This is a genomic window from Paenibacillus sp. W4I10, assembly GCF_030816325.1.
GTDB classification, from domain to species: Bacteria; Bacillota; Bacilli; order Paenibacillales; family Paenibacillaceae; genus Paenibacillus; species Paenibacillus amylolyticus_B.
Map to the genome: position 1 here is coordinate 174,033 of NZ_JAUSXX010000001.1, position 26,303 is coordinate 200,335.

25 protein-coding genes are annotated in these 26,303 nt (G+C 46.1%); 16 read left to right on the forward strand and 9 right to left on the reverse strand.

Features of this window, described 5'->3' with window-relative positions; genetic code table 11:
• Positions 1–18: 18 nt before the first annotated feature.
• From QF049_RS00685 to QF049_RS00725, 9 genes are read left to right on the forward strand one after another with little or no spacing between them, the layout of a single operon-like run.
• Entirely contained in the window at positions 19–870 is an 852-nt protein-coding gene (locus tag QF049_RS00685; RefSeq protein ID WP_091013879.1) for a 3-hydroxyacyl-CoA dehydrogenase family protein, read from the forward strand.
• Positions 860–1,939, forward strand: coding sequence for an HAD-IIIC family phosphatase (locus QF049_RS00690; protein ID WP_373428190.1), 1,080 nt, complete (start codon positions 860–862; stop codon positions 1,937–1,939). Before QF049_RS00685 ends, QF049_RS00690 begins: the two co-directional genes overlap by 11 nt.
• Positions 1,940–1,954: 15 nt before the next feature.
• Complete coding sequence (locus tag QF049_RS00695; RefSeq protein ID WP_017687156.1) at positions 1,955–2,218, forward strand: acyl carrier protein; 264 nt, start codon at positions 1,955–1,957, stop codon at positions 2,216–2,218.
• Entirely contained in the window at positions 2,215–3,096 is an 882-nt protein-coding gene (locus QF049_RS00700; protein WP_307534162.1) for a hypothetical protein, read from the forward strand. Before QF049_RS00695 ends, QF049_RS00700 begins: the two co-directional genes overlap by 4 nt.
• Positions 3,097–3,118: 22 nt before the next feature.
• Positions 3,119–3,862, forward strand: coding sequence for a thioesterase II family protein (locus tag QF049_RS00705; protein ID WP_307534164.1), 744 nt, complete (start codon positions 3,119–3,121; stop codon positions 3,860–3,862).
• Between the two features lie 35 nt (positions 3,863–3,897).
• On the forward strand, positions 3,898–6,231 hold the full coding sequence (locus tag QF049_RS00710; protein WP_091013886.1) for an ABC transporter permease: 2,334 nt from the start codon (positions 3,898–3,900) through the stop codon (positions 6,229–6,231).
• 12 nt (positions 6,232–6,243) lie between these two features.
• A complete protein-coding gene (locus QF049_RS00715; protein WP_047843824.1) occupies positions 6,244–7,011 on the forward strand; it encodes an ABC transporter ATP-binding protein in 768 nt (255 codons plus the stop codon).
• A 60-nt stretch (positions 7,012–7,071) separates the two neighbouring features.
• Positions 7,072–7,707 (forward strand): TetR/AcrR family transcriptional regulator, encoded by a 636-nt coding sequence (locus QF049_RS00720; protein ID WP_124115939.1) that lies wholly within the window; start codon positions 7,072–7,074, stop codon positions 7,705–7,707.
• 20 nt (positions 7,708–7,727) lie between these two features.
• A complete protein-coding gene (locus tag QF049_RS00725) occupies positions 7,728–9,056 on the forward strand; it encodes an MFS transporter (RefSeq protein ID WP_124115940.1) in 1,329 nt (442 codons plus the stop codon).
• Between the two features lie 160 nt (positions 9,057–9,216).
• On the opposite strand, the gene QF049_RS00730 is transcribed toward QF049_RS00725, so the two are convergent.
• The 3 genes from QF049_RS00730 to QF049_RS00740 all read right to left on the reverse strand — a co-directional run bounded on the left by QF049_RS00730 (position 9,217) and on the right by QF049_RS00740 (position 12,322).
• Positions 9,217–10,041 carry a carbohydrate ABC transporter permease gene (locus QF049_RS00730; RefSeq protein WP_307534168.1) on the reverse strand — a complete coding sequence of 275 codons (825 nt, stop codon included), beginning with the start codon at positions 10,039–10,041 and terminating at the stop codon, positions 9,217–9,219.
• Between the two features lies 1 nt (position 10,042).
• Complete coding sequence (locus QF049_RS00735; RefSeq protein WP_091028318.1) at positions 10,043–10,915, reverse strand: carbohydrate ABC transporter permease; 873 nt, start codon at positions 10,913–10,915, stop codon at positions 10,043–10,045.
• Between the two features lie 105 nt (positions 10,916–11,020).
• Positions 11,021–12,322 carry an ABC transporter substrate-binding protein gene (locus QF049_RS00740; RefSeq protein ID WP_124115942.1) on the reverse strand — a complete coding sequence of 434 codons (1,302 nt, stop codon included), beginning with the start codon at positions 12,320–12,322 and terminating at the stop codon, positions 11,021–11,023.
• A gap of 180 nt (positions 12,323–12,502) precedes the next feature.
• Here QF049_RS00740 and QF049_RS00745 point away from each other — a divergent pair, with 180 nt between their 5' ends.
• Both QF049_RS00745 and QF049_RS00750 read left to right on the forward strand, forming a co-directional pair.
• Positions 12,503–14,380 (forward strand): cache domain-containing sensor histidine kinase, encoded by a 1,878-nt coding sequence (locus QF049_RS00745; protein ID WP_307534171.1) that lies wholly within the window; start codon positions 12,503–12,505, stop codon positions 14,378–14,380.
• 3 nt (positions 14,381–14,383) lie between these two features.
• Positions 14,384–15,193, forward strand: a complete 810-nt coding sequence (locus QF049_RS00750; protein ID WP_124115944.1) for a response regulator transcription factor — start codon at positions 14,384–14,386, stop codon at positions 15,191–15,193.
• Between the two features lies 1 nt (position 15,194).
• Here QF049_RS00750 and QF049_RS00755 read toward each other — a convergent pair whose 3' ends face one another.
• The 4 genes from QF049_RS00755 to nirB all read right to left on the reverse strand — a co-directional run bounded on the left by QF049_RS00755 (position 15,195) and on the right by nirB (position 19,680).
• Positions 15,195–15,824, reverse strand: coding sequence for a YfbR-like 5'-deoxynucleotidase (locus QF049_RS00755; protein WP_124115945.1), 630 nt, complete (start codon positions 15,822–15,824; stop codon positions 15,195–15,197).
• Positions 15,825–16,033: 209 nt separating this feature from the next.
• The gene (locus QF049_RS00760; protein ID WP_124115946.1) at positions 16,034–16,816 is read right to left on the reverse strand and encodes a formate/nitrite transporter family protein; all 783 of its coding nucleotides are present in this window, start codon (positions 16,814–16,816) and stop codon (positions 16,034–16,036) included.
• 49 nt (positions 16,817–16,865) lie between these two features.
• Positions 16,866–17,192, reverse strand: a complete 327-nt coding sequence (gene nirD, locus QF049_RS00765; protein ID WP_091028331.1) for a nitrite reductase small subunit NirD — start codon at positions 17,190–17,192, stop codon at positions 16,866–16,868.
• A gap of 58 nt (positions 17,193–17,250) precedes the next feature.
• On the reverse strand, positions 17,251–19,680 hold the full coding sequence (gene nirB / locus QF049_RS00770) for a nitrite reductase large subunit NirB (RefSeq protein ID WP_307534178.1): 2,430 nt from the start codon (positions 19,678–19,680) through the stop codon (positions 17,251–17,253).
• 275 nt (positions 19,681–19,955) lie between these two features.
• On the opposite strand from nirB, the gene QF049_RS00775 reads away from it, so the two are divergent.
• Positions 19,956–20,663 (forward strand): metal-dependent hydrolase, encoded by a 708-nt coding sequence (locus tag QF049_RS00775; RefSeq protein ID WP_036615169.1) that lies wholly within the window; start codon positions 19,956–19,958, stop codon positions 20,661–20,663.
• A gap of 231 nt (positions 20,664–20,894) precedes the next feature.
• Here the strand turns inward: QF049_RS00775 and QF049_RS00780 are convergent, their stop codons facing one another.
• Positions 20,895–21,215 (reverse strand): hypothetical protein, encoded by a 321-nt coding sequence (locus QF049_RS00780; RefSeq protein ID WP_124115949.1) that lies wholly within the window; start codon positions 21,213–21,215, stop codon positions 20,895–20,897.
• Between the two features lie 326 nt (positions 21,216–21,541).
• The gene (locus tag QF049_RS00785) at positions 21,542–22,615 is read right to left on the reverse strand and encodes a M42 family metallopeptidase (protein ID WP_192133617.1); all 1,074 of its coding nucleotides are present in this window, start codon (positions 22,613–22,615) and stop codon (positions 21,542–21,544) included.
• Between the two features lie 648 nt (positions 22,616–23,263).
• Between QF049_RS00785 and spoVAC the strand changes: the two genes are divergently transcribed.
• The 4 genes from spoVAC to QF049_RS00805 all read left to right on the forward strand — a co-directional run bounded on the left by spoVAC (position 23,264) and on the right by QF049_RS00805 (position 26,301).
• Positions 23,264–23,767, forward strand: coding sequence for a stage V sporulation protein AC (gene spoVAC, locus QF049_RS00790; protein ID WP_373428191.1), 504 nt, complete (start codon positions 23,264–23,266; stop codon positions 23,765–23,767).
• On the forward strand, positions 23,764–24,780 hold the full coding sequence (gene spoVAD / locus QF049_RS00795) for a stage V sporulation protein AD (RefSeq protein ID WP_076214289.1): 1,017 nt from the start codon (positions 23,764–23,766) through the stop codon (positions 24,778–24,780). The genes spoVAC and spoVAD overlap by 4 nt, the downstream gene beginning before the upstream one ends.
• Positions 24,781–24,785: 5 nt before the next feature.
• Positions 24,786–25,136 (forward strand): stage V sporulation protein AE, encoded by a 351-nt coding sequence (gene spoVAE, locus QF049_RS00800; RefSeq protein ID WP_047843814.1) that lies wholly within the window; start codon positions 24,786–24,788, stop codon positions 25,134–25,136.
• Positions 25,137–25,344: 208 nt separating this feature from the next.
• A complete protein-coding gene (locus QF049_RS00805; RefSeq protein ID WP_036615157.1) occupies positions 25,345–26,301 on the forward strand; it encodes an AAA family ATPase in 957 nt (318 codons plus the stop codon).
• Positions 26,302–26,303: the final 2 nt, after the last annotated feature.

A 26,303-nucleotide genomic window follows, 5' to 3' on the forward strand; every position in this document is an offset into this window, starting at 1 on the left:
ATAAGGAGGTGATTAGGTATGCATAATCGACTCATTGCAATCATTGGCGCAGGGGTGATGGGATGCGCCACAGCACTGGATGTCGCGAGGGCTGGCTATCGTGTGATTTTGCAGGATATTTCGGCGTCGGTCATCGAACACGCTCCTGATGTTATACGTCGTGAATATCGTTCAGCTTGCTTCCTGAAGCAAGGGTACGGTCAGGTGCCCCTGGATCAGATCATGGAACGAATTTCGTTCCAGACACAAGATGAAGGTGTGGAAGAGGCAAGTATCATTATTGAAAATGTAACCGAGAATCTGGAGTTGAAAAAGGAAGTTTACGCACGACTATACCACACGGCTCGTCCGGATGCTTTATTTGCGCTAAATACAAGCTGTATTTCCGTGACAAAGCTCGCTTCATTTTTGCCTGACCCAGGTCGAGTCATTGGGGTGCATCTGATGAATCCAGTTCCTGTTAAATCCATGGTGGAGGTGATCAAAGGACATCATACAACGCAGGGTACGGAACATGAGATGGTAGCGTTTTTGGAAACTCTTGATAAAAGTCCAGTTGTCATAGAGGATTTGCCCGGGTTTGTCTCTAATCGCCTCTCGCACTTGTTAATGAATGAAGCAGCGTACATTGTACAGGATGGAATCGCTACACCTGAGCAGGTGGACGCCATTATGAAGAAGGGCTTCAATTATCAGATGGGGCCGCTGGAGACGGCGGATCTGATTGGTCTGGATACGGTCGTGCATTCATTGAAAGTATTGTACGACAGCTATCAGGACCCCAAATTCCGATGCTGTCCGATGTTGCAGAAAATGGTTGATGCAGGACAGTGGGGGCGTAAGACGGGTCAAGGATTCTATGCCTACTAAGATGAAGGGTGGCATGACCATGGAAAAGCTCAAGGATATCAAATGCATCGTTTGGGATCTGGACCACACCATATGGGATGGAGTTTTGCTTGAATCTGCAGATGTGCAACTGAAGCCGGGCTTAAAGGAGGTGATTGAAAAACTGGACCAGCGAGGTATTTTGCATTCTGTTGCCAGTAAAAATGATGCAGAGCTGGCTTGGGCGAAACTAAACGAACTGGGCATCGCCGAATATTTTCTGTATCCCGAAATCCATTGGGATGCGAAGTCACTCTCTGTTCAGCGGATTCAGCAGAACATTAATATCGGTATGGATGCCATTCTGTTTGTGGATGATCAACCTTTTGAACTGGAAGAAGTGCAAAGTGTACATGCTGACATCCAGGTACTTCATGCGGATCAATATGAAGCCATGCTTGATGACCCAAGGCTGATGCCTCGATTCATTACAGCCGACTCTGCGTGCAGAAGGCAGATGTATCAGGCGGATACACTCCGTAAACAGGCTGAGGAACAGTATGAAGGACCTTCAGAACAATTTCTGGCTACGCTCGGCATGAAATTTTCCATCTACGAGGCTACTGAGGATGATCTTCAACGTGCAGAGGAACTTACCGTTCGCACCAATCAACTAAATGCAACGGGAATTACCTACAGTTACGAGGAGCTGCATCAACTGATGACCTCGCAGGACCATATGTTATTGGTGTGTGAACTCGAAGACAAATACGGGACGTATGGCAAAATTGGGCTTGCACTTATTCACATGCAGCAGAAAGTATGGCGGCTAAACATGCTTCTGATGTCTTGCAGAGTGATGTCCAGGGGAGCAGGGAGTGTACTGCTAACGTATATCATGCGTGAAGCTCGGAAGCAGGGCAAACAGATGCTTGCGGACTTCAGGGACACCGGAAGGAACCGGATGATGAATATCAGCTATCGCTTTGCCGGTTTCAAGCAGCAATCTGCAGATCAGGAAGGAAGAGTACTGTTTTATCATGATTTGCAGCAGGCTGTAGAGTTTCCAGATTACATTCAGGTTTTAGTGCCCGAGGGGCAACACCAATAACAAGGGGGAAGGGCAGTGGATTATCGTCAGGAAATTCGGGAGTTTATCGGGAACAACCTCACCATGGATCATGAGGACACTCAAATTAATGATAATGACAATTATTTTGAGCAGAGGTTCGTCAATTCGCTCTTTGCGATGCGTTTGGTGGACTTTGTAGAGCGTAGATTCCAGATTGAGATAGCAAATGAAGATCTGGATTTGGCTAATTTCTGCACGATTAACCGTTTGCATGATCTTATTGAGAGAAAGTTGACTGAGAAGGAGGCGGCACTATGATTACAGCTAATCAGGCATCCATTCGTCCAGTCACAAGTCCGGCAACCAGCCCGTCCAACAAATATATGTATTTGTTTTTGGGAATTTCCTTTGGCACATGTTATGGAATCGCAAGTTTGTTCATGTTCTTTGCGGATTTTATTGTACCCATAACAGGTGAGTTAACCTTGATGCATCCACTTGCAATCGTTGCTCTGTATTCACCTTCCATTGCCGGATTAATTACATGTTATGTGATGGGCGGCACGGAAGCATTAAAAGGAATGTTTATGAAGCTGGTTCCGCGCAGACAGGATCTGTTCTGGATACCACTCATTATTGGAATTTCCATCATCTTTGCCTCAACAATGCACTTTGGTTCCTTGTTATTCGGCATACCGGTCCCTGAGTTGACATATAGTGTACCTGAAATGATCTGGTTGGGGATTGTGAATCTGATCAAGGAGACGGGGCTGATTGGTGGGCTGTTTGGCTGGATCGGATTTTTGCTTCCATTTTTGCAAGGGAAGTTAAAAAGTAATATAACAAGTGGTCTGCTTACCGGCCTGTTGTTCGGATTATGGGTGCTTCCGGGGTACTTGATTTCCTCTTTTGGCACCTCAACCACTTACATATACTACGTTGTTCAGCTTATGGCATTTATCGTGTTCCAAAGTTATATCTTCAATGCAACCAAAGGTACACTTCTGTTTTATCTGCTTGCATTCTGGCTTGTGGCCACAGGAAGTCAAATTGATTTGTACTACTTTAATCCGCAAGTTCAGATTATGCAATTCTTCTTTTTTGTAATATCGGCTGTTGTCATACATGTCATCTTCAAGCGTAAAAATGTGGATACTTCACTTCAGACATTCCCTGCATATGTTCTGGAAAAGTAAGCCTGATTATGGTGGTGGATAAATGATGGAACCGATCTATTTGGAGCAGCTACAAAAGGGAGAGGGAAACAGACAGATAGTCTGTTTTCCTTATCTCGGTGGGAACTCTAACAGTTTTCAGCCCCTAGTGCCGTACCTTCCTGACACGGAAATTTGGGCGTTTACGCCCCCGGGTCATGGTCTGAACACCGAAACACCCCTGGAGCAAATGCAGCAACTCGTAGAACTGTATACCAGCAAGTTGCTGGATGTTATACAGCCCGGCAGTCTGTTATTTGGACATAGTCTGGGAGGGATTACAGCCTACTTTGTTGCGCAGCGCTTATGTCAGGAACGTCCAGATGTAGCTAAAACGCTACGGCTTGTGTTATCTGCCTGCAACACGCCTGACGAATGCGGGATGCAGAATTATGATCGGATGTCAGACGGAAATCTGATTGATCATCTGTTTTCCTATGAAGCTCTTCCGCAAGAACTGATACATGAAAAAGAATTGTTGAATTATTTTCTGCCCGTCATCCGGGCGGATTTCAGGATGCTGGAATCTGCAGCAACGCTTGAATATGAGCCGCTCTCATTGCCGGTGTTGTATCTGTGGGGAGAACGGGATCGTACCGTTACCCTTCAATCAGCGTTGAGATGGGGCCGATATTTTGACACATCCATGAAGCTTCAAACCATCAAAGAGGGTGCTCACATGTTCATGATGCATCAACCTTCAACGGTGGCGCATTGTCTGACAAGCTTTATGACTCCAGATAAATAGGAACAACTTGTAGATGAGAGGAGCCATGTTCGTTTATGCTGCTACGAATGCTGAGAAACGATATAACGAGAAAAAAAGGGATTACGGCTGCGTTATTTATTTTTGTACTGCTCGCCGCCTTGCTGGTATCTTCGGGGTCACGAATGATTATGGAACTGACGAGTTCCATCCAATATCTATTTTCTGAATCCAAAACACCACACTTTGTGCAAATGCATGCCGGAGAACTCGATCAGGCCAAAGTGAATACATGGGCTGAAGAAAATGCCATGGTCCAACAGCATCAGATTGTGGAAATGGTCAACATTGACGGCTCTAATCTGTTTCTCGGAGCAGAGTCCGAAAAGAACAGCGTTATGGACATTGACTTTGTTACACAGAATCAGGGTTTCGACTATTTGTTGAATTTGGACAGTGAGATTATTCAGGTGAACGATGGCGAGATCGCGGTTCCGGTATATTACATGCAGCAAAAAAAATTGAGCGTTGGCGACCAGGTTCGGATCGATAATGGTCAATTTGAGCGTTCTTACACCATCGTTGATTTTGTCCGTGATGCTCAGATGAATCCATCAGTTGTGCACTCCAAACGTTTTATTGTGAGTGCAGGAAATTTGCAGGAACTGAAGCAGAGCATCGGAGAGATGGAGTATCTCATCGAATTCCGGTTGACGGATCCCGGACTGACGAGTGAATTTACCCAAGCTTACCAAAATGCCGGACTTCCCAACGCTGGTCCAGTCGTAACCTATGGGCTGTTCCAGGTATTGAATGCCATGACCGACGGAGTTATTGCAGCCGTTATTATTTTGGTCAGTCTTGTGCTGATTCTGATCGCGATGCTTTGCATCCGATTCACGATGCTTGCGACCATCGAAGAGGATTATCGTGAGATTAGTGTCATGAAAGCGATAGGGATCGCAGAGAAGGATATTAAGAGACTGTATCTGATGAAGTATGTATTTATGGCCGGATTTGCATCCGTGCTTGGTTACATTGCATCACTTGGCGTTAACAGATTATTTGTTTCCAACATCATGTTGTATATGGGAAAAGCACCTGCAACCCTGTTGCATTTCGCGATTCCGTTATTAGCCGCTGGAATCATATTTGCCATGGTTGTTCTGTTCTGTCGAACGGTACTGCGACGTTTTCGTTCCATCTCCGCAGTGGATGCTCTCCGTACCGGGAGCCTGGGAGATACACAGATCATTCGAAACCGGCTTAGTTTGTCCCGCAATCGCTGGTCTTCTGTACCTGTCTTTCTTGGTCTGAAGGAAGTCATACAGCGAATCAAGATGTTCCGATTATTGTTGTTCGTCTTTGTAGTCAGTTCATTTATCATGATTGTGCCGGTCAACTTCCTGAACACTTTGCAGGCGCCAAGTTTTATATCTTATATGGGTGTTGGACAGAGTGATATTCGCATTGACTTGAGGCACACAGACGATGTGGAGCAGCGTTATGACAATCTGGTTGCCCAGATCCAAAATGATAAAGACATCAAAACGTATTCCCCATTGGTAACAAGTCAGTTCAAGATTAAAAATGCGGAAGGAAGTTACGACAATCTGAGTGTAGAAACTGGGGATTTCAGTATTTTCCCATTGTCTTATGTTAGCGGTAATGCGCCAACAACCGAGAATGAAATTGCGTTATCTGATGCAAACAGTAGCGAGCTGCGCCTGAAGACTGGTGAGCAACTTACTTTGCTCGTTAATGGCAAGGACCAGATGATGACGGTCAGCGGAATATACCAGGACGTTACGAATGGTGGGAAAACGGCGAAAGCCTTATTGCCTTACAACAAGGATAGCGTGTTGTGGTATGTGGTCAGTTTGGATCTGAATAATCGCGGAGACATGGCTACCAAAATTGCTGAATATGAGGCGGCTTTCTCGCCAGCCAAAGTAACCGATCTTCAAGGTTATCTGGATCAGACGTTAGGCGGAACCATCCAACAATTGAAATTGGTGACGATGCTGGCCTTGGTCATCGGTGTCTTCATATCTATTTTAATTACAGCACTGTTCCTTCAGATGTTAGTAGCCAAGGACAACAACGACATTGCTGTACTAAGAAGTCTCGGGTTTGCCTTGTCTAAAATCAAGTTCAAGTATGTCGTGATGTCACTTGTCATATTAATCTTAGGGGTTGTTACTGGAACGATATTGTCCAATACGTTGGGTCCGTTGCTGGTTAGTGCCATTATGTCGACGTTTGGTGCTTCCAATATTGTTTTTGTTGTTAACCCGTTACAGGCATATGTTTTGTGTCCATTGTTACTTGCAGGCACGATTGTACTAACAGCATGGATAAGCATCCAATCGATCAAGGAAACGAGCATATCCAAAATGATTGTCGAATAGGGAGGATCAACGATGACAACTATACTTGAGGCTAAAGACGTGAATAAATCCGTAGCGATCGGCGAGAATGAAGAACATAACATCTTAAAAGATATCAACCTTCAATTAAAAAAGGGAGAATTTGTTTCCATCATGGGGCCATCTGGCTCAGGCAAGTCTACCTTACTGTACAACATAAGTGGTATGGATCAGATTAGTGCTGGAAGTGTCTATTTTAATGGCAAAAAAATATCGGCATTTGAGGAGAGGGATCTGGCAAGTCTACGTTTGACCAAAATGGGGTTCATCTTTCAAAATATTCATCTGCTCAAGAATCTGAATCTGTTAGACAATATCGTACTTTCCGCGTATCTGGCCAAGAATAGCAGCAGAGAAACGATTAATACACGGGCGATGTCATTAATGAAAAAAATGGGGATTGATGAGCTGGCTGGGCATAACATCACCCAAGCCTCAGGCGGACAGCTTCAACGGATTGCCATCTGCCGTGCGCTGATTAATAATCCAGATATTTTATTCGGCGATGAACCAACGGGGGCGCTGAATTCCAAATCAACGTATGAGATCATGGATATTCTGGGCGATATTAATGCAACGGGTACAACCATTCTGCTGGTGACCCATGATGTGAAAGTCGCTGCCAGATCGGAACGTGTGCTGTTTATGATGGACGGTAAGCTTGTTGCAGACAGAAATATTGGAAAATATGCAAGAGAGCGTCAGGATCTAAAAACAAGGGAAAGCCATTTGGCGCAATGGTTGACTGAAATGGGGTTCTAAAAAAAGAACTCCATGACTACAATAGACCGACAGTCGGTCGAACGTATCGGAGGCCAGGATATGAGATTGATAAAAAATCCGGAAGAACGAAGGAACGAGATTTTGGATGCCGCCGAGATTCTGTTCATAACAAAGGGGTACACCAAAGCTACGGTCATGGATATCCTTCAGGCGTGCAACATTGCCAAGGGTACATTTTATTATTATTTTCAGTCCAAGGAAGAGGTCATGAACGCCATCGTTATGCGTTTTATTCTGAGCGGGGAGGCATCAGCCAGACACGTGGTGTCCGACCCCAAACTAAACGCCCATGACAAAATTTTTCGCATCATGATGGCGCAGAATCAGCCAGACGGCAGAAAACATGATCTCATCGAGCAATTGCACAGTGTTCATAATGTGGAAATGCACCAAAAGAGTCTTGTAGAGACGGTAATTCGATTAAGTCCCATCTTGGCCGAGGTGGTAGAGCAGGGCATTCAGGAGGGGGTATTTCATACACCTAACCCAAAGGAATCCATCGAATTCCTGCTCGTATCGTCACAATTTTTGCTGGATCGAGGCATCTTTCAATGGGAGGAGGAAGAACTCCAAAAAAAGGTTGAAGCATTCACGCATATTATGGAACGTGTGCTGGGAGCAGAAAAAGGAAGCTTCGCCTACGTCACTCGTCTTTATTTTCCGAATCAAGGTTAGCCGAGAAAGGAGTATCATCCATGGAACATACCGTTCAAAAATCATTTAGAAAGTTTCTGGTAGTATGGTTCGGTCAGCTCATCTCCATGATTGGGATTGGACTTACAGCCTTCTCCCTGGGGGTGTATGCCTTCGAAAAAACGAATACAGCAACAAGTGTTGCATTGATTACCTTATTCACGTTTTTGCCGAATATCCTGCTTCGACCTATTGGAGGTGTACTGGCCGACCGATTCGACCGTCGAACGATGATGATTATCGGCGACCTGGGGTCGGCAGCCGGTTTGATTTTCATTCTGTCGATTATGCTCACAGGTGATATCCAATTATGGCATATCTATGTGGGAGTGGCCTTTAGTTCAGTGTTTTCCGCGTTGCAGAGCCCGGCATACAAGGCCTCTGCTACGGACCTGCTGGATAAGGATCAATTCTCAAAAGGAAGCGGTCTTGTACAACTGGCTGAATCCTCGAAGTTTCTGTTTTCACCCATCATTGCGGGCATTCTGCTTAGTATAACAACCATTGAAGTCATTCTGGTCATTAATATTCTGACATTCCTGGTTGCCATTCTGGCTGTGCTGGTTATTCGGAAGAGCATGAAGGTGGAGCGAGAGGATCGAGAAGGCAAAAACTGGATCACCGATATTCAAGAGGGCTGGAGAGAAGTTGTAACCAACAAGGGAGTACTGTTGCTGGTGGTGATTATTTCACTTGTCACCTTTTATCTGGGATTCCTGGAGACACTCATTGGTCCGATGCTTCTGTCATTCACGGATGCAAAGACACTTGGAACGTTTCAGTCTGTAAGTGCCATCGGCATGCTCATTAGCAGCTTGTGCATCGGCATATTTACAATAACAAAGAGATACGCAAGTGTGCTTGTGATGGGTCTGATTTTGTGCGGTTTGTCCTTTTCGCTTCTGGGGATATCCACCAACATTTATTTTATTATCTTCGCAGGTTTTCTGTTCCTGTCATCGCTGCCGTTTGTCAATATGAGCGCAGATGTGCTGGTGCGAAACAATATCGCCAACGAAAAGCAGGGCAGGGTATGGGGAATCATTGGTATTCTGTCACAACTCGGGTTTATTATTGCATACAGTTTGGCTGGATTTCTGGCCGACCATGTGTTTAATCCGCTGTTGATGGAGGGGGGAGCACTGGCTTCTTCTGTTGGTCAAATTATTGGAACTGGGCCAGGCAGAGGTATTGCCTTTCTGTTTATCATCGCGGGTCTGTTTGTTATTCTGATCGCAATAATCACATCCCGTTTGAAAATGATCAAATCTTTGGAGCAGAGCCCAGATATAACGGCTCCATCCGATGTTGGCGGTTTGGCGCACGATTAATTCGAATCCAACAGCGTAAGCCCTTGTCCGCAGCAGCGTGTGATACTTCTTCTGTACGAAGAAGTTGTTCACACGATGAGCAGACAAGGGCTTTTGTGCTGAGGAGTCAGCAGATGTACTTAGACAAGATGCGTTTGTGTATTTGGATTGTCGGTGGAGCTTACCCTTTAACCGCCCCTGAAGTTAGTCCTCCTACAATATACTTTTGCCCAATGAGGAACACAATCAACACAGGCAATGACGTGAGCACGATATCGGCACTGACCAGATTCCACTGGGCACTGAATTGTCCAAAGAAGTTATATACAGCCAGCGTCATCGGCCACATCTCCACTGTATTCAGCATATAGAGTGGGGCAGTAAACTCATTCCAGACACTCAGGAAATTAAGAACAAATACCGTTACCAGCACCGAGGTTAACAAAGGTACAATGATTCTCAGGAACAGCTTGATCCCATTACATCCGTCCATGATCGCGGCTTCATCCAGCTCCTTCGGGATGTTAGACACAAACGCATACGTAATGAACAGTGAGATCGGAATCCCCATGGCCGTGTAGAGCAGAATCATGCCGACATGTGAATTGATCATACCCATGGACTTCATGACTTCCATCAGTGGAATGTAGTTGAGCGGCAGTGTGATACCTAGAATCAGGAAGAAGTACAGAAACTTGCTGAGCCTCGAATGGTTACGAGATAAAGTGAAGGCAGAGAAGGCCACAACAAACACCAATAGCAGAGAAGAAGCCCCGGAATGCAGCAGACTGTTGAAAAAGGAACCGCCCAAATGTCCCTGTTCATAGACAATTTTGTAATTTTCGAAGATAAACTTCTCGGGCAGCGTCAGCTTCAGCACTTTGGCCTCAGCATCCGACTTGAATGAATTCAGTACAATGACGACAAAAGGGATCAAGACCACCAGGCTGAGCAGCCAGGCGAGAGCATTTAACCCGATGGAAGCCAATCTTTTTCTCAATTGCATGTCAGTATTCCACCTTTCGGTTCATCAAACGAATGATGAAAAAGGAGATGATCGCCATGATGACAAACAGAATGGTAGATAGCGCACTTCCGAGTCCCCAATACCCTTTGGCAAAAGAGGAATAGACCGCCGTGTTAATCACATCTGTTGCGTTACCGGGGCCACCGTTGGTTAACACGTATACGGCATCGAATACTCTCAGCCCATACGTAATATTGAGCACCGTGGCAATGGTAATCGTAGGCATCAGCATCGGAATCGTGATCCGGAACAGCTTTTGCCCAAACCCGGCGCCGTCAATGGACGCTGCCTCGTAATAATCCCGGGGGATGGCGAGCAGTCCGGCGATGAACAGCACCATGATGTACCCCATGCCTTTCCACGTGTCCACTGCCATGATGGATGGCATGGCCCAGGTTAGGGAACCCAGCCAGTTTTGGGCGAGAACATCCAGCCCTAATGAACGCAGGGTTACGTTAACGAACCCGTTGTTGGGGTCAAGCAGACTTTTGAACACAAGCCCAACAATCAGGAACGACAGCACCTGCGGGGAGAAAATGATCATCCGGTGCAGATTGGCGGCCTTTACACCGCTAACTAGGAGTAGAGCCAGAAATAAGCCCAGAACGGTCTTGGCGATGGATGTCACGAGGGTGAACAGGACTGTGTTTTTGATAAAAAGAAGATAGGTCGGATCACCCGCCAATATGGTACGGAAATGCTCCAGACCGATAAAGTTCTTCTCCGAACTATAACTGTTCCAGTCGGTGAAGGAATAATAGATGCCCAGCAGGGCGGGAGCAACGATGAACAACAGATATAATACAATCGCTCCAGATGAGAAGTACCAGGGATAGATTTTGTTTGCATTCATAACCGGTAACACCTTTCCTTCCTGCCAAAACAAAATACATGAGCGGGCAAATGCCCGCTGCATGTAACGCTGTTCAGCATTTATGTTTATCTACAATATGCGCTATTACTGCCACTTCTCATCTTTAAGCACTTTGGCTTGTTCAGCACGGCGTTTATCAATGTTTTGCAGAATCTGATCCGGTGTCATGGCTCCAGCGAACATGCCCGACAAGTCTTTACCAATATCCATCCATTGTGGATCAATATATTTCACAGCGGCCTGCATGACCGTACCTTTTTCATGTTTTTTCTCATAATCAATATAGTCCTGTGTCAGCTTTGGTTCGATTTCCGGCCAGCAGATCGTCAGATTACCTTCACCTTCGTCGAACACACGTTGCAGATGATCATGCTCAGTAATCCAGCGGAAGAATTTCAGCACTTCTTCGGGATGTTTACTGTTTTTGTTACCAAACATGGCAGCTGAACCGCCGGGATTCACACCAATCGTCTGATTATCTCCCCACGGCATGACGAAGAACCCCATATTGTCTTTCATTGCCGGATACGCTTCGGAGACTTCCTTTTCCGTCCCTGGAACCCGCAGCAACATCGCTGCTTTCTCCTGACCAAACGCTTCAATTCCCGCTTCTACCGTATTGGACAAGAAGTCTTTGCCGAAATAACCGAGATCCGCAAATTCTTTCAACTGTTCAATGACCGTCTTGAGTTGCGTCATATCTGCGACTTTCATCTCATTATTGTTCAGCTTCTCGTACGTTCCCGCTGTTGTTTGCTCATAGTTAGGCCCTGTTTCGAACAAAGGCAGAACCTGATACCACCCGCTGGCAGGTGCTTGATAGAACGGAATAATGTCTTTATCCTTAATTTTCTGGCTGATCGCTTTGAATTCGGCATAGGATGTAGGAGGCTCTATGCCGAGCTCCTGGAAGATACGTTTGTTATAGTACACATACCAGATTTTCGTTGGCGCAAAAGAAACCCCGTACACCTTGTCATTGTGACTGACGGTTGGCAAAATCTCTTCAGACATCCGACCTGTGAATTCCTCATTGGTCAGGTCAATGGCATTTTCCTCCGGTCTTACGTTAGCCGGCATGCTCAGTGGGTCCACATCGACATTGAAAATGTCAGGTGCTTCACCAGAGGCCAGCTTCACCTTGATCAGGTCACGCCACTGTGCGTCAGGGACGACTTGGAAGTCAATTTTGACACCGGTCTCCTGCTCATATTCCTTGGCCATCGTCTGCATGATGCCTGTACGCGGAATACCGGATTGGCTTGTTCCAAACGTGAGTGTCACCTTACCCGAACCTTCCGTACTTTTACCTGAGTTGCACCCGGCAAGCAGCAGGGTGGAGAGCAGGAGCACACTTGCAAGCGAAAATAGAAATCGTTTTCTCATCATTGAACCTCCCGAAATATAAAGAAAATTGTCACTTGCCGAAACGCTTAATGTAAGCGTATTCTTATGTGGATAACTTTACTGTGAACAAGGGATGTGCTCAATAGACAAAAGCGTTCTGTTGGGTGGACATTTTCGAATGGTGTGACTGATATCATCATAGGACGAGGTGTATGGGGATTGCGGTATCGATTTGGAACGCTTCAGCAAAGTCTGTTTGCCTATTACTCTGCGGTATTTATTATCTTTTCGCTGATTGTGGCGGGGCTTCTATATGTTTTTCTCGCAAGTGACATTCGTCAGCGAAGTGAAGAACAACAGAGACAACTGGGGGTATCAATCGTTAGTAATCTGGATCAGGAAGTGGTGAAAATGAACAACTTCTCCATGAATATCGTGTACTCCAATCTGGTCAAAGAACACTTCAGTCACTACTTGGCACCAGCGGAGGATAGCGAGCAGACAATGACGAGTGATCCGGCATTGTATAAGGATACAACCACACTAATTGATGTCATTCTGGCAATTATCAGCAGCTCCAATACAGCCAAGCAGGCCAATATCTATGATGTGAACGGCAAGATGCTGGGAGCGGGTGCATTCAACGGGCAACTGTCTGTAGATCTGACTCAGCGACCGTGGTACAAGGAAACCTGGGAGCGGAGTGGCTGGCGAGTGATCCGTCTGTTAGAGGGAGGAGCTTTGCCCATGCCAACAGGGGAGGGGAAATCAGAACAACCCTACATTTCGCTTACCCGTGTATACAAAGATGGTAATTATGTCAGTCAAGGCGTCGTTGAGATTTTGCAGGATGCCGGAACCCTGTTCCAGCATTTGAATGAATTGCAGGCGAATAACAACGATCTCCGGATCTATGTAGTGGATGAACAAAATACACGGTTGTATCCACTTTCTTCGGATGCCGGTGCTTCTCAAGCAGGCCATTTCGATGATGTGGACTTGATTCAAAATCTTTCATTTCCGCCTGATACGATGCAGGAGATCACCGATCCTTTGAATCATTCCAAACAAATGATGACGTACATGACGTCTCAGGAGACGGGATGGACCGTTGTTGTCATGCAGTCCAAGCAGTCCCTTTTCGCGAGTCTCAACCGGATGGCTGTGATGTTTATCGGTGCCACGTTAGCTACTCTCATGTTGATTCTGGTTCTCTCGTATCTCATCTCCAAACGGGTTACTTTGCCGCTACATCGTTTGCAGCGTATTATTCAGAAAACGGGTGAGAATGATCTGGTATCGGGTCAGGATTCCGGTCAATTGTTCAAGCTGGAGCATCCCGGTTCTATTCGGGAGATGGATGAGCTGAATGATACGTTTATCCGGCTGAATCAACAGCTTGTGCAATCGTTTCAGGACAGGCTGGCGATGAAATCTCAGGAGACAGAAGCGAGATTACTGGCACTCCAATCCCAGATGAACCCGCATTTTCTCTATAACAACATCACAAATATTAGCATCATGGCGGAAGAAGGCATGAATGAGCAGATTGTCGCGTTCTGCACCAATATTGCGTCTATGCTGCGTTATATTTCTACTCCGGGAAAGAATGGGGTTCCCCTGTCTCAAGAATTGGATTATTGTGAGCGATATCTGGAGTGTATGAAGATTAGGTTTGAGGATGATCTACACTACGAGTTCCATATTTCGGATGAGATGAAGTATATCCAGGTTCCTATGCTGATGGTACAACCATTACTCGAAAATGCCATGAAATATGGACTGGGTGATACCCCTCCATGGAGACTGAATATTACTGGAGATATGGATGCGGTACAGAAGACCTGGCAGATCCATGTGGAAGACAACGGGCCTGGCATGGAACCCGAAGCACTTGCCAAGATCATGCATTACATCGAACAGTCACAGGAGTGGGAGCGTATGCCTGACCTTGAAATTAACGGCATGGGACTCAAGAATATATGGGTCCGATTGAAATTATGGTATGGCACGGCAGCCCACATGCAGATTACGAACAAGCCTTCCGGCGGTGTCCAGATTACCATAGGTGGTTCCATTCGAAAGGAGCATGACTGAACCATGACAATCAAATACAGAACGATTATTGTGGAAGATGAAGCCCTGATTCGCAGGAATGTCTCGCGCAAATTCAGAGAGCTGGACACCCGGTTCGAGGTGATTGGTGAAGCGCGGAACGGTCAGGAAGCGTTACAGCTCATTGAACATTCCGTACCTGATCTGGTTGTAACTGATATACAGATGCCGGTAATGAATGGATTGGAACTCGCCAAACATCTGTATTTTGCCTATCCGCATGTGAAAATTGTCATTCTGAGTGGTTATCATGAATTCGAATATGCACGGCAGGCAATCAGTTACAAGGTGGAGGATTATCTGCTCAAACCATTATCGGAAGAACAGCTTCGGACACTGCTGGATGCGATGGAATTGAAGCTTGGGAGCGCTGTGGATTCACTTGCCCACGTCAGTGCCGTGCTGGACGAGCAGGTGAAGCCGGAGGATATCGCAGAGGCCGTTAAGTTGTATTTGAAGCAGAATTACATGCATGAGATTACACTCCAGGACATGGCGGGACAGATGCATTTTAGTGTGGACTATCTGGGAAAGTGTTTTAAAAAAGTGACGGGTGAGACTCCGCTGAAATATATGACAGGTTTGCGGATTAATGAAGCAAAGCGTATGCTCGTCACGCACGAGAATATGGATATCAAGACCATTGGTGGAGCGGTAGGGTATAGTGATTCCCACTATTTCAGCCGGATTTTCAAAAACAAAACAGGCCTATATCCAAGCGAGTATCGCCAACAGTCACTGGAACGAAAAAAAGCCCTGTCCATGGATAATGGGAATCCAGATGGCTTGAGCTAATTTATTGCAGTAAAGCTTCTTCGGTTATTTTGCGAATATCGAACGGGGATCGAATACCTTCTTCGATGATATCAGGCAGGATGTGATTGAGGAAATAGCGGACACAGTGGAGATCGATGTTTTTGATCTTGACGAGTGCGTAACGGTACATGACGATAAATTCTTTCTCCGTATTACCCCGTTGCAGTTCGGCAAAGGCTTCGTACACTTGATCCATCTTGTCTGCGACTTCCAGAATTAGTCCTTCGACAGATTGATCTTTGCCTTCTCGGAGCTGTCTGCGGAAAATTTCTTTGAACTCTTCCGGGATATTTTCGTTAATAAAATGTTCAACCATACCTTCTTCCACTTGCTGAAGCATGGAACGAAGTTCGAGTGAAGAATGCTTGACTGGCGTTTTGATATCACCGATGAAGATTTCGCCATAATCATGGCTGCTGGTGATCTCGTATAGCTTCTTCCAATCTATGTTCACGCCTTGCTGCTCTTCAATATCGGCCAAGGTTTTGGCGTACTGAACTACTTTCCAGGAATGGGCGGATACACAATGTTCTTCGAACTTGAATTTGCCAGGGGTTCGAATAATGCGTTCAAGATCATTCAATGATCGGAAGTACGTATGAATTCCCATAGTAGAGATCATCCTTTGTAATTTTGAGTAGTCGCCTACACTGACTATACTCTAGTTATATTAACCTGGGATTAACGATGTATACATTGAATGTAAAACGAAGCCAAAAAGCCACCATGTATGACTGAACGTGAGTTCGGCATCCATCGTGGCTTTAGTTGTGTAAATGTTCTGCTATCTATCGTACGGAAATGCAGTTGGATTAAGAGTTACGCTTTTTTGCGTACTGATGAAGTATACCAGTAAGCCATTCCGACAAAGAGGGCACCGCCGATGATATTACCAAGCGTCACCGGGATCATGTTATGAAACCAGCCTGCCAGAGTAATGGTATCCGGGTGGTTTGGCAACAGCCAGGACAAGGACAGCAAAGTCATATTGGCAACACTGTGCTCATACCCACTTGCAATAAAGGCGTACAGACACCACCAGATAAGAGCAATTTTGGCGATATCCTCTTTTGTGCGAGCAGCCATCCAGATCGCCAGACAGACGAGCCAGTTACAGAGAATGCCGCGGAAGAACAACTCCGATACGGGAGCGGCCATCTTTTTGGCAGAAGCGACGAATAACAGATGTTCGGGCGCAGCCGTTTTGAACAGGCCGCTGCCTACAATAAGCAGGCTGAGCAGGATCGCACCTAGCAAATTGCCGAGGAAGACGAGTCCCCAGTTTTTCAGTGTATCTTTAACTGTGGTCCGGCCTGCCAGTGTACTCATGGTAAAGAACATATTGTTACCTGTGAACAGTTCCGATCCGGCAAAGATGACCAGCGTGAGGGCGAGTCCGAAGGACATGCCCATCAACATGGTTTGCAGTGGTGACTGTGCCGCAAGAAGCGGAGCACCAATACTGAAGATCAGAACGATGCCAAGCCCTACATAGGCACCAGCCATCAAGGCAGCAACCATATAACGTGGCAGGCTTGCGTTCATTTGATCCCGTTTTTTAACCGCAGCTTCAATAATTCCCTCAACACTTGGTGTATACATCACGGTTTCCCCCATTATTTTGCATCAATCTTTGAACGTTTCAATGGAGCTATATTTCGATCCAGACCTGGCCGTTCTCTACCTTCACCGGATACATCTGTACTTGACCATTGTCTGGTGCTTGCACAAGACCGGTAGTCAGGTCAATTTTCCAATCATACAGCGGATCGTACAGATAATGCCCGGACACGATGCCTTCAGCCAGCGGTCCACCCTTAGGGTGGGGATTGTGATTATCCGCAGCGAAGATGGTGCCATCCGATGCACGAAAGACAGCAAGCTGATGGTCCTTAATCTCAACTACTCTTCCGATTCGTGGCAGGAATTCTTCAACTACTCCGGCAGGGAAGTAGGTGCCTGATTGTTTTGTCGTCATCTAAAACCACTCCTTATCTATATTTAACATTCCGGCAGTATTAATCTTGCGAGCTTACTTATGGACGAGCCGATACTTCGATGCCGTGGAACATTTTGCTTTGGCCTTCCTCATTGCGAATCGCTTTTTGCCAAGGTTCTTCCACATGCTCAAGTGCGAATTCAATCCGTTGCATCAACGCTTTGCGTTCCTCAAGATTATCCACGACAACCGAACGAATATGCTCCAGACCCATACGTTCCACCCACTCGGAAGTCCGCTCCAGATAGTTACCTGTTTCGCGGTAATATTGCATGATGGCTCCGCACAGTTCAATCAACTCTTCATCTGTTTTCACTTTGCACAGGGAATCAGCAAGTCTTGCTTTAATACCGCCGTTACCACCGATGAAGATTTCCCAGCCGCCGTCGTTACCAACGATACCGATATCTTTTGTACATGCCTCTGCACAGTTCCGTGGACAGCCATTGACAGCGTATTTGAACTTGGCAGGCAGATCCAGACGTTCGAATTTACGTTCAATGCGAGCACCCATAGCCATGGAATCCTGTGTACCGAATCGGCAGAATTGGGAGCCGACACATGTTTTGACCGTGCGCAGCGATTTGGCGTATGCATAACCTGAAGGCATATCCAGTTCAGCCCAGACTTTAGTCAGGTCTTCTTTTTTGACACCAATCAAGTCAAGACGCTGACCGCCGGTAACTTTGACTGCTTTCACATCATATTTGACTGAAACGTCAGCGATGCGTTTGAGGTCCGCTGGTGTAGTCACCCCGCCGTACATCCGAGGTACAACCGTATACGTTCCATCCTTTTGAATATTCGCGTTCATACGTTCGTTAACAAAACGGGATTCTTTCTCATCTTCGTGTGTGTCTGGTGCAATCATGCCAAGGTAGTAGTTGATCGCCGGACGACATTTGGAACAACCTTCAGGTTGACTCCAACCCAGTACATTCATGACCTCTTTGGTCGTTTGTAATCCTTTTGCACGAATCTCAGCTACAATCTCATCCCGTCCCATGGAAGTACATCCGCATATTCCCTGTTTGGCTCCACTGCTGAAGCCGTCTCCCAGCACATATTGCAGAATCTGTTCCACAACCGGTTTACATCCACCGCAAGAGCGTGTTGCACCGGTACAGGCTTTGATTTCATCTACAGTGGTAAGGCCCTGGTTTGTAATTACATCAACAATAGTTCCTTTGGTGACCCCGTTACATCCACAGACGATCTCGTCCTCGGGCATCGTTTCAACAGAAGTTGCTTTCTTATGACCGCCGCAGCCTGTACCCATGAGTGAACCGTACAATTCCTCGGTCATTTCGGTCTGTTGTTTGATCAGTTTCTGCAATTCGGCAGAATCCGTAATGTCACCGAAGAGAACGGCGCCGACCATTTTATTATCACGAAGCAGAATTTTTTTGTAAGTCCGTTTCCAGTCATCTTTGTGCGAAATGACGGTGTGTTCCGGACTGTCGATGAATTCACCAGTTGAAAAGACGTCTACACCCGAAATTTTCAATTTCGTAGATACTACGGAACCTTCATAAGGAGCCGTTTCAACCCCGCAGATATGTTTCGCCAGAATCATTCCTTGTTCGAACAATGGGGCAACGAGGCCGTAACATACCCCGCGGTGCTCTGTACATTCTCCGACCGAATACACATTCTCAAGTGAAGTCTGCATATAGTCATTCACGACAATACCCCGGTTCACTTCCATACCGCTTTCGCGGGCTACAGTCGTATTGGGTTTAATGCCTACAGCCATGACCACAAAATCAACATTCAGAACCGTATCATCTGCAAAACGTATTCCTTCAACGCGTTCGCCGCCCAGCAGTTCGGAAGTCTGCGCACCCATCTTGAACCGGATACCCTGACGTTCGAGTTCTGCCTTCAACATGGCTGAAGCTTGTGGATCAAGCTGACGCTCCATCAGATCCTGCATCAAGTGTACTACGGTAACTTCCATGCCAAGTTGTACCAACCCTTTGGCAGCTTCAAGACCCAGCAGTCCGCCCCCGATAACGGCCGCTCTTTTGTACTGTTTGGCAGCGTCGAGCATCACATTACAATCGGCGATATCGCGGAAACCGACAACACCCTCTTTGTCATGTCCCGGAACGGGGAGAATGAAGGAGTTGGAGCCTGTTGCAATGATAATTTTGTCATAAGGAACGCGAGTTCCTTCTTCAGTCACAACTTCGTGTGTCTCGGCATCGATTCGTGTAACCGTTGTGCCTGTGTGCAGCGTAATGCCGTAATCTTCATACCAGTGAAGGTCGTTCAGTACGATGTCATCCAGTGTTTTGCTTCCTTCCAGTACATAAGACAACATAATGCGGTTGTAGTTAGGGTAGGGCTCTGTGCCAAAAACAGTAATATCAAATCGCGATGTTAATTTTAAAATTTGTTCTACAGTACTGATTCCTGCCATTCCGTTACCTATGATAACGAGTTTCTCTTTTTTTCCGTTCATGTGTGTATGCCTCCTTGGATAGACGCTGTACATTACCAACAATTTTAGTGGTTTATATTTGAAATTATACAAGTAGTTGACGACAATTTATGTGATTTAATTCACTAATAAAGATAGAAGAGTCATAAATATAATAATGTGCGCCCCATCACAGAAAGTTATATTTATTTTCATACAAATAAGAAATGCGAACTATTGTTCTTATTTTGTTTTCGTTGTAAAATCGGAACTGGGCCTTATTGTTCCCGATTTCTTTGAAAGGACGTTTTTGCATCATGATGGGAAGATCCCACCTTATTATCGGGACAGGTGTGTCGCTTTCTGTTCTGCAGTTGGCCGGTATGCCGGTGACAGCGCCGGCAGTTACGGTTGCACTGATTGGTTCGTTATTGCCTGACATTGATGAGCCAAATTCGCTGCTGGTATCCAGAGCCTTGCCTAACAGTCTGATCAGGTTGTTACAGACGATTCTGTTGCCCACAGCTGTATTTGTGTACTTCTATGTTCATGCCAAACCATGGAACCTGTTGCTTGCGATCCTCATTGCGCTTGTGTCATTCCTGCCTTCACGTTCGCTTCGCAAAGTGTTGATGTTTGCGATTGGACTCGGACTGGTCTTTTATGGTCACGCGTTCGCACCGTGGAACTTGATTGCAGGCAGTTTGTTAATGCTCTGCACCACACTGACTCATAGGGGACTGACACATACCCTGTACGGAACCGCAATATGGGCGGGCTTGTTGTACAGCACGACCCAGCAGCAGGGACCGGAGATCTGGGTAGCGGGAGGAACTGCATATGCGATGCATCTGTTGGCCGATTCACTCACCAATCGAGGTATTCGTCCGTTACCACCACTCAAGTGGCGCATACGGGTGAATCTGATGAGTACAGGGACCAAGCGTGGGGCCGTTGTAGAGAATGTCTGCATTGTGCTTACTCTTATTTTGGCCTGGATTGCATTCTCACCGCTATTTCTATAGCCATCCAAAAACGCCAGCCCGCATATTGTGGGCTGGCGTTTACAGATATGCATTTCATAATGAATGGATCGTAATAACCTAGCCAATTCAGGATTGAGAAGGAGAATCAGTCAGGTCGTCAATATCGGAAGAACCAAATACAAATAAAACAACAAGAATGACAATGATCAGTAGCTCAGCGAACCCATTTCCGTCAAAGTCAGACATCACTTCAACCTCATTTCTTGGCGTTTAGGAATTGATTCTCTGTTGGAAAGCCCGTATAACGTCATTCAACGTCATATCGCCACCGATTTCATCGAGGAATTGCACCAGTTTGTCTTGATTCGATGGTGTAATATTTTGTAATGTTTTATACTGCCCAACCAGTTCAACGACCAGTGTAGCTTCTCGAAACAACGTGACCGCATCCACTCTTAACTTCCCACTTACTAGTAATGCTGCAACGATAAGTTCCAGATTTCTTCCTTTAAGGTTGCCATTGAGAAGGGTGTTTGCGGCATTTGTTTTTTTGGTACCTTTATTCGATTTTCCATTCCTTCTCACTGCCATAACAGGTCCCCCGCTGCTTGGTGTTTAATTCATCTACCGTTATTACATCTTATGTGTAATTCCCTATAATGTTCGGCCTATTAATCTACGTATGTTGAACTAAAAAATATTTACACTTGCCACTCCGAATGACAGAATAACCTTTCAATCACCGAATAAAGGCGAAGTATATGCTTCCGAAGCAGCTTTCTTGCAGAAAGGTTTTAGCTCCGCTTCTTCAGGTTATTTCTGGCCTCTGCGTTCAAGTGTAAATGTGTCCAACTGATATAGTTGTGGATATAAAAAAAGAGACCTCCCGATATAGTTAGGAGGTCTCTTGTCAACTGTTACGCGTTATTAATTATGGTATTCATCGTTGTCCGATCAAGACCTTTGACCAGCTTCACGATCAGTTCTTTGGCTGCATCGTAGTCGTCTGTATGAATGATGGAAGAAGAGGTATGGATATAACGTGCGCAGATACCGATCACTGTTGAGGGCACACCAATGCCACTCAGGTGAACTTGACCTGCATCGGTACCGCCTGGTGAGATGAAATACTGCATTTTGATCTGATTGGATGAAGCCGTATCTTGAACATATTCCACCATTCCGCGATGGGTGAACATGCCCGGGTCAAAAATACGAAGCAATGCGCCTTCTCCGATATGTCCAAATGACTGTTTGTCACCTGTCATATCATTCGCCGCGCTACAGTCAAGTGCAAAGAAGATATCAGGTTGAATCAGATTGGCCGCCGTACGTGCACCGCGAAGCCCCAGTTCTTCCTGAACCGTTGCACCAGCATAAAGCGTGTTAGGCAGTTTTTCCTTGTGCAGCGCTTCAACCAGTTCAAGTGCAAGTCCTACGCCGTAACGATTATCCCACGCTTTAGCCATAATTTTCTTAGGATTGGCCATAGGTGTGAATTCACAGATCGGTACGATCTGCATCCCTGGATGAATGCCCCAGGATTCTGCTTCCGCACGGTTGTCTGCTCCAATATCGAGATACATGGAATTCAGATCCACAGGTTTGTTCCGCTGGGACTCGTCCAGCAAGTGTGTAGGTGTAGAACCTACAACTCCGGTAATCCGACGATCAGGTGTGATGATTTCCAATCGTTGAGACAGTACAGCCTGACTCCACCATCCACCCAGTGGACGGAACTTGATCATACCTGTTTCCGTAATGCCAGTAGTCATGAAACCTACTTCGTCAAAGTGTCCGGCTACCATAACTTTGGGACCGGATTCCTCCCCGCGTAATACACCAAATAGACTCCCCAGGCGATCTTGGACGAACTCATCGGTATAAGCGGAAAGCTTATCTTTCATCCAGCCACGAAGCTCACGTTCAAAACCGGATGCGGAAGGAAATTCCGTCAACGTACGAAACATATCCATCGTTTTTTCATTCATGTGTCAACAACTCCTCTGTTGGTATGTAAATCAGGTCACAGTAGAACGGCTACCCGCCTGTTGTCCTTTAAGATGTAGTTCAAAAAGTCTTTTATCTTTTTGAACATGCACTTTAAGATGCTGAGGACTTGTTATTTAACCACTGGTCACATTACAGTATGAACCTTGCGCAAGTGATTGTCCATGTTTATGTCACGTATTTAAGGCATGTTTTGGGCGCTTACCGTGTCCAAGTTTCATGACTCTATCCGCTGTAGTCGTAGTCCTGATGCCACTTCAATGAATATGAATATATGGAGGAGATGTCATCATTTTGTGATGTTCTTTTTGTTCAATATTTGTTGGTCTGTTTACAGAAAGGAGCTAAATATCCAATGAAGCCTCCAGAAGAGGGCACGGAAAAAGTACTGTTTATCGTTCTTTTTATCTTGCTCGTGATTGTTCTTCTTTATTTATAGAGCGTATCTAAAAGTCCTCAGAACCGGCGTATTCCCATCTTGCTTCCACAACATGATCTTGTTGGAAACATATGCTGTCTGTCGCCGGATACATAACCTTCCGATTATTAACAAACAATGAATATAGGATTACACACATTGGCATTCAGCCGTAGCTTTGAACCATTTCACATAGAGGAGGTCTTGTATCTTGCCAGCTCAATCTGCATCCGGAAGCGAAAAAAAATCGTCGTCCCTGTCCATGGATGAAAAGGAGTACAAAAAAGTCGCAAAAAGACATGAGCCGCCTCGTCCAATCCTGAAAAATTGCCTCAAAGCATTTCTGGTTGGGGGTACCGTCTGTTTGATTGGACAGGCCATTCAAGAGGCTTTTATGGCCGGTTTCGACATGACATCGAAGGAAGCTTCCAGTCCTACGGTGGCGGTCATGATTCTCATATCGGTTATTCTAACGTGTCTCGGCGTTTACGATAAAATGGCTCAATGGGCAGGAGCAGGAACGGCTGTGCCGGTTACCGGCTTTGCCAATTCCATGTGTTCTGCTGCACTGGAACATCGTGCTGAAGGACTGGTGCTCGGTGTAGGGGCCAACATGTTTAAACTTGCTGGTTCCGTTATCGTGTTTGGTGTCGTGGCAGCATTTGTCGTAGGGATTGTTTACGCCTTTTTGGGATTTGGAGGTGGGCACCTGTGAAGCGATTGGGTCGCCAGACATGGCAGTTTGAGAATCGTCCGCGGATCATTGGTAAAGCCGCAGTTGTAGGACCAGAAGAAGGCGAGGGTCCACTGTCATCTGATTTCGATTATGTCTACGACAACCTCGAGATCGGCGAGAAAACGTGGGAAAAGGGAGAACGCAAACTGCTCGAACAGGCCTCCCAACTGGCTTTGGTAAATGCAAATATCACCAAGGAAGAGCTTCAATTTTTTGTTGGTGGAGATCTGATGAACCAGATTATCAGTAGTTCCTTTTCAGCGCGAAAACTGGGTGTGCCTTACCTAGGTGTCTTTGGAGCCTGTTCTACTTCCATGGAAACGTTAGCTTTAGCGTCCATGATTGTTGACTCCGGAGCTGGAGATTATGTCCTTGCAGGAACGGTGAGCCACAACTGTACGGTTGAAAAACAATTTCGGTATCCGACGGAGTATGGCTCCCAGAAGCCGCCTTATGCGCAATATACCGTCACAGGATCAGGGTGTGGTGTGGTCTCCCGTACTGGTGATGGTCCCGTTGTTACCAAAGCCACTATTGGACGCATTATGGATTTGGGCATCAAAGATCCCTTTAATATGGGTTCAGCCATGGCGCCAGCAGCAGCCGACACTATAATCTCTCATTTCAGGGATACGGGATTGGAACCCGGCTATTATGATCTCATTGTGACTGGGGATCTGGCTTCCGTCGGTCTGCCAATTACGAAAGAGCTTTTGCAAAAAGAAGGCATTCCCATGGAACAGACGGTTTTTAATGACTGTGGCCTGATGATCTATGATCGGGAGAAACAGCCTTATGTTGTTGCCGGGGGAAGTGGCTGTGGATGTTCTGCCACCGTCACCTATGGTCACATTTTGAACCGGATGCAGAAGGGTGATCTTAAACGGGTGCTCGTCGTTGCTACGGGTGCGCTGTTATCTCCGATTTCGTACCAGCAGGGTGAAAGTATTCCTTGTATTGCACATGCCGTAGCTATTGAAAAGGAGGGATAAAGGTAATGCAGTTCTTGTGGGCATTTATCGTTGGCGGTTTGATCTGTGTTGTCGGACAGCTTCTAATGGATGGGGTTAAACTGACGCCAGCTCATACCATGAGTACACTTGTTGTGACAGGTGCGCTTGCGGATGCATTTGGCGTGTATGACCCCTTGGTTAAATTTGCAGGTGCGGGTGCTACCATCCCCATCACAAGTTTCGGTAATTCCTTGGTGCACGGGGCATTGACGGAGCTGGAAAAAGAGGGATGGCTAGGTGTGATTACAGGGATTTTCGATCTGACTGCGGCGGGGATTTCGTCAGCGATCATCTTTTCTTTTCTCGCGGCATTGGTCGTTAGACCAAAAGGCTAACATAGAATGAGAAATCTCCTTGAACATATTGCGATTCAGCAAAGGCTTCGGATAACTTTTATCCGGGCCTTTTTTGTCGTATTCATGCGTGAACTGCGGTGAATCTGACGGGCTGGAAACAAATTATGAGTTCCTTCGAGTGTACTCGTGACTCTGGATCATGTACAATAAAAGGAAATCTGTATGCTTTTTTAGGAGGTTAGACCACATGCCTGTGCGCAAAGAGTCGATCCAAATCATATCCGCAGTTCGTTCAAATCTGGAATCCTGTATTATGGGGAAATCCTTTGAAATTCAACTTTTACTTACAGCTTTGCTTGCAGGCGGGCACGTTCTGATTGAAGACGTACCGGGAACTGGCAAAACGCAATTAATCAAGGCATTATCGAAATCCATGCGTGGTGAGTACCGGCGTATTCAATGTAATCCTGATATTTTACCTAGTGATATTACGGGCGTATCTGTGTTCCATCCGAAGGATGAGCGTTTTTATTTCCGGCCAGGTCCTGTGATGACCAACATTTTGCTAGCTGATGAGATTAACCGGGCCACAACAAAAACCCAATCGGCTCTGCTCGAAGTTATGGAGGAGCGCAGCGTAACCGTTGATGGCGATACGTATGATCTGCCACATCCATTCATGCTCTGTGCAACTCAGAATCCGATTGATTTTGAAGGCACGTATACTTTGCCGGAAGCACAACTTGACCGGTTTATGTTGAAAATAAGTCTAGGTTATCCCGATAAGGAAATTGAGAAAATCCTATTGAAACAGCATCAGCTCGGTCAGCCTGTAGATCGCCTTGAATCCGTGACTCATATGGACCAGATCTCGGCAATCCAGCAGGAGATTAAAGAGGTCTTTATCGGTGATCCGGTTATGGACTATTTGCTGGATGTTGTTCGTCAAACCCGCTCCCACCCATCTGTATTGCTGGGTGCCAGCCCACGGGCAGCCATATCGTTCATGATGGCCGTAAAAGCCTTTGCTTTCTTGCAGGAACGTGATTATGTGCTTCCGGATGATGTGAAAACGATGGCCCCTTATGTGATCTCTCATCGTATTGTGCTTCGCCCCGAATCGAGACTGGACAGTATGAGTTCCGAGGCCGTTTTGAATGCCGTACTCCAGCAAGTACGCGTGCCCGTCTCCATGGGGCAATAGTT

Excerpts from the sequence above, each read along its gene's own strand:
- QF049_RS00705 (WP_307534164.1), top strand. The coding sequence starts at position 3,119 with ATGATGGAACCGATCTATTTGGAGCAGCTACAAAAGGGAGAGGGAAAC.
- QF049_RS00690 (WP_373428190.1), top strand. The coding sequence starts at position 860 with ATGCCTACTAAGATGAAGGGTGGCATGACCATGGAAAAGCTCAAGGAT.
- QF049_RS00720 (WP_124115939.1), top strand. The coding sequence starts at position 7,072 with ATGAGATTGATAAAAAATCCGGAAGAACGAAGGAACGAGATTTTGGAT.
- QF049_RS00700 (WP_307534162.1), top strand. The coding sequence starts at position 2,215 with ATGATTACAGCTAATCAGGCATCCATTCGTCCAGTCACAAGTCCGGCA.
- QF049_RS00730 (WP_307534168.1), bottom strand. The coding sequence starts at position 10,041 with ATGCAATTGAGAAAAAGATTGGCTTCCATCGGGTTAAATGCTCTCGCC.
- QF049_RS00780 (WP_124115949.1), bottom strand. The coding sequence starts at position 21,215 with ATGGCAGTGAGAAGGAATGGAAAATCGAATAAAGGTACCAAAAAAACA.
- QF049_RS00710 (WP_091013886.1), top strand. The coding sequence starts at position 3,898 with ATGCTGCTACGAATGCTGAGAAACGATATAACGAGAAAAAAAGGGATT.
- QF049_RS00735 (WP_091028318.1), bottom strand. The coding sequence starts at position 10,915 with ATGAATGCAAACAAAATCTATCCCTGGTACTTCTCATCTGGAGCGATT.
- QF049_RS00775 (WP_036615169.1), top strand. The coding sequence starts at position 19,956 with ATGATGGGAAGATCCCACCTTATTATCGGGACAGGTGTGTCGCTTTCT.
- QF049_RS00750 (WP_124115944.1), top strand. The coding sequence starts at position 14,384 with ATGACAATCAAATACAGAACGATTATTGTGGAAGATGAAGCCCTGATT.
- QF049_RS00760 (WP_124115946.1), bottom strand. The coding sequence starts at position 16,816 with ATGTATACACCAAGTGTTGAGGGAATTATTGAAGCTGCGGTTAAAAAA.
- QF049_RS00785 (WP_192133617.1), bottom strand. The coding sequence starts at position 22,615 with ATGAATGAAAAAACGATGGATATGTTTCGTACGTTGACGGAATTTCCT.
- spoVAE (WP_047843814.1), top strand. The coding sequence starts at position 24,786 with ATGCAGTTCTTGTGGGCATTTATCGTTGGCGGTTTGATCTGTGTTGTC.
- QF049_RS00725 (WP_124115940.1), top strand. The coding sequence starts at position 7,728 with ATGGAACATACCGTTCAAAAATCATTTAGAAAGTTTCTGGTAGTATGG.
- nirB (WP_307534178.1), bottom strand. The coding sequence starts at position 19,680 with ATGAACGGAAAAAAAGAGAAACTCGTTATCATAGGTAACGGAATGGCA.
- QF049_RS00740 (WP_124115942.1), bottom strand. The coding sequence starts at position 12,322 with ATGAGAAAACGATTTCTATTTTCGCTTGCAAGTGTGCTCCTGCTCTCC.
- QF049_RS00805 (WP_036615157.1), top strand. The coding sequence starts at position 25,345 with ATGCCTGTGCGCAAAGAGTCGATCCAAATCATATCCGCAGTTCGTTCA.
- QF049_RS00755 (WP_124115945.1), bottom strand. The coding sequence starts at position 15,824 with ATGGGAATTCATACGTACTTCCGATCATTGAATGATCTTGAACGCATT.
- QF049_RS00685 (WP_091013879.1), top strand. The coding sequence starts at position 19 with ATGCATAATCGACTCATTGCAATCATTGGCGCAGGGGTGATGGGATGC.
- nirD (WP_091028331.1), bottom strand. The coding sequence starts at position 17,192 with ATGACGACAAAACAATCAGGCACCTACTTCCCTGCCGGAGTAGTTGAA.
- QF049_RS00715 (WP_047843824.1), top strand. The coding sequence starts at position 6,244 with ATGACAACTATACTTGAGGCTAAAGACGTGAATAAATCCGTAGCGATC.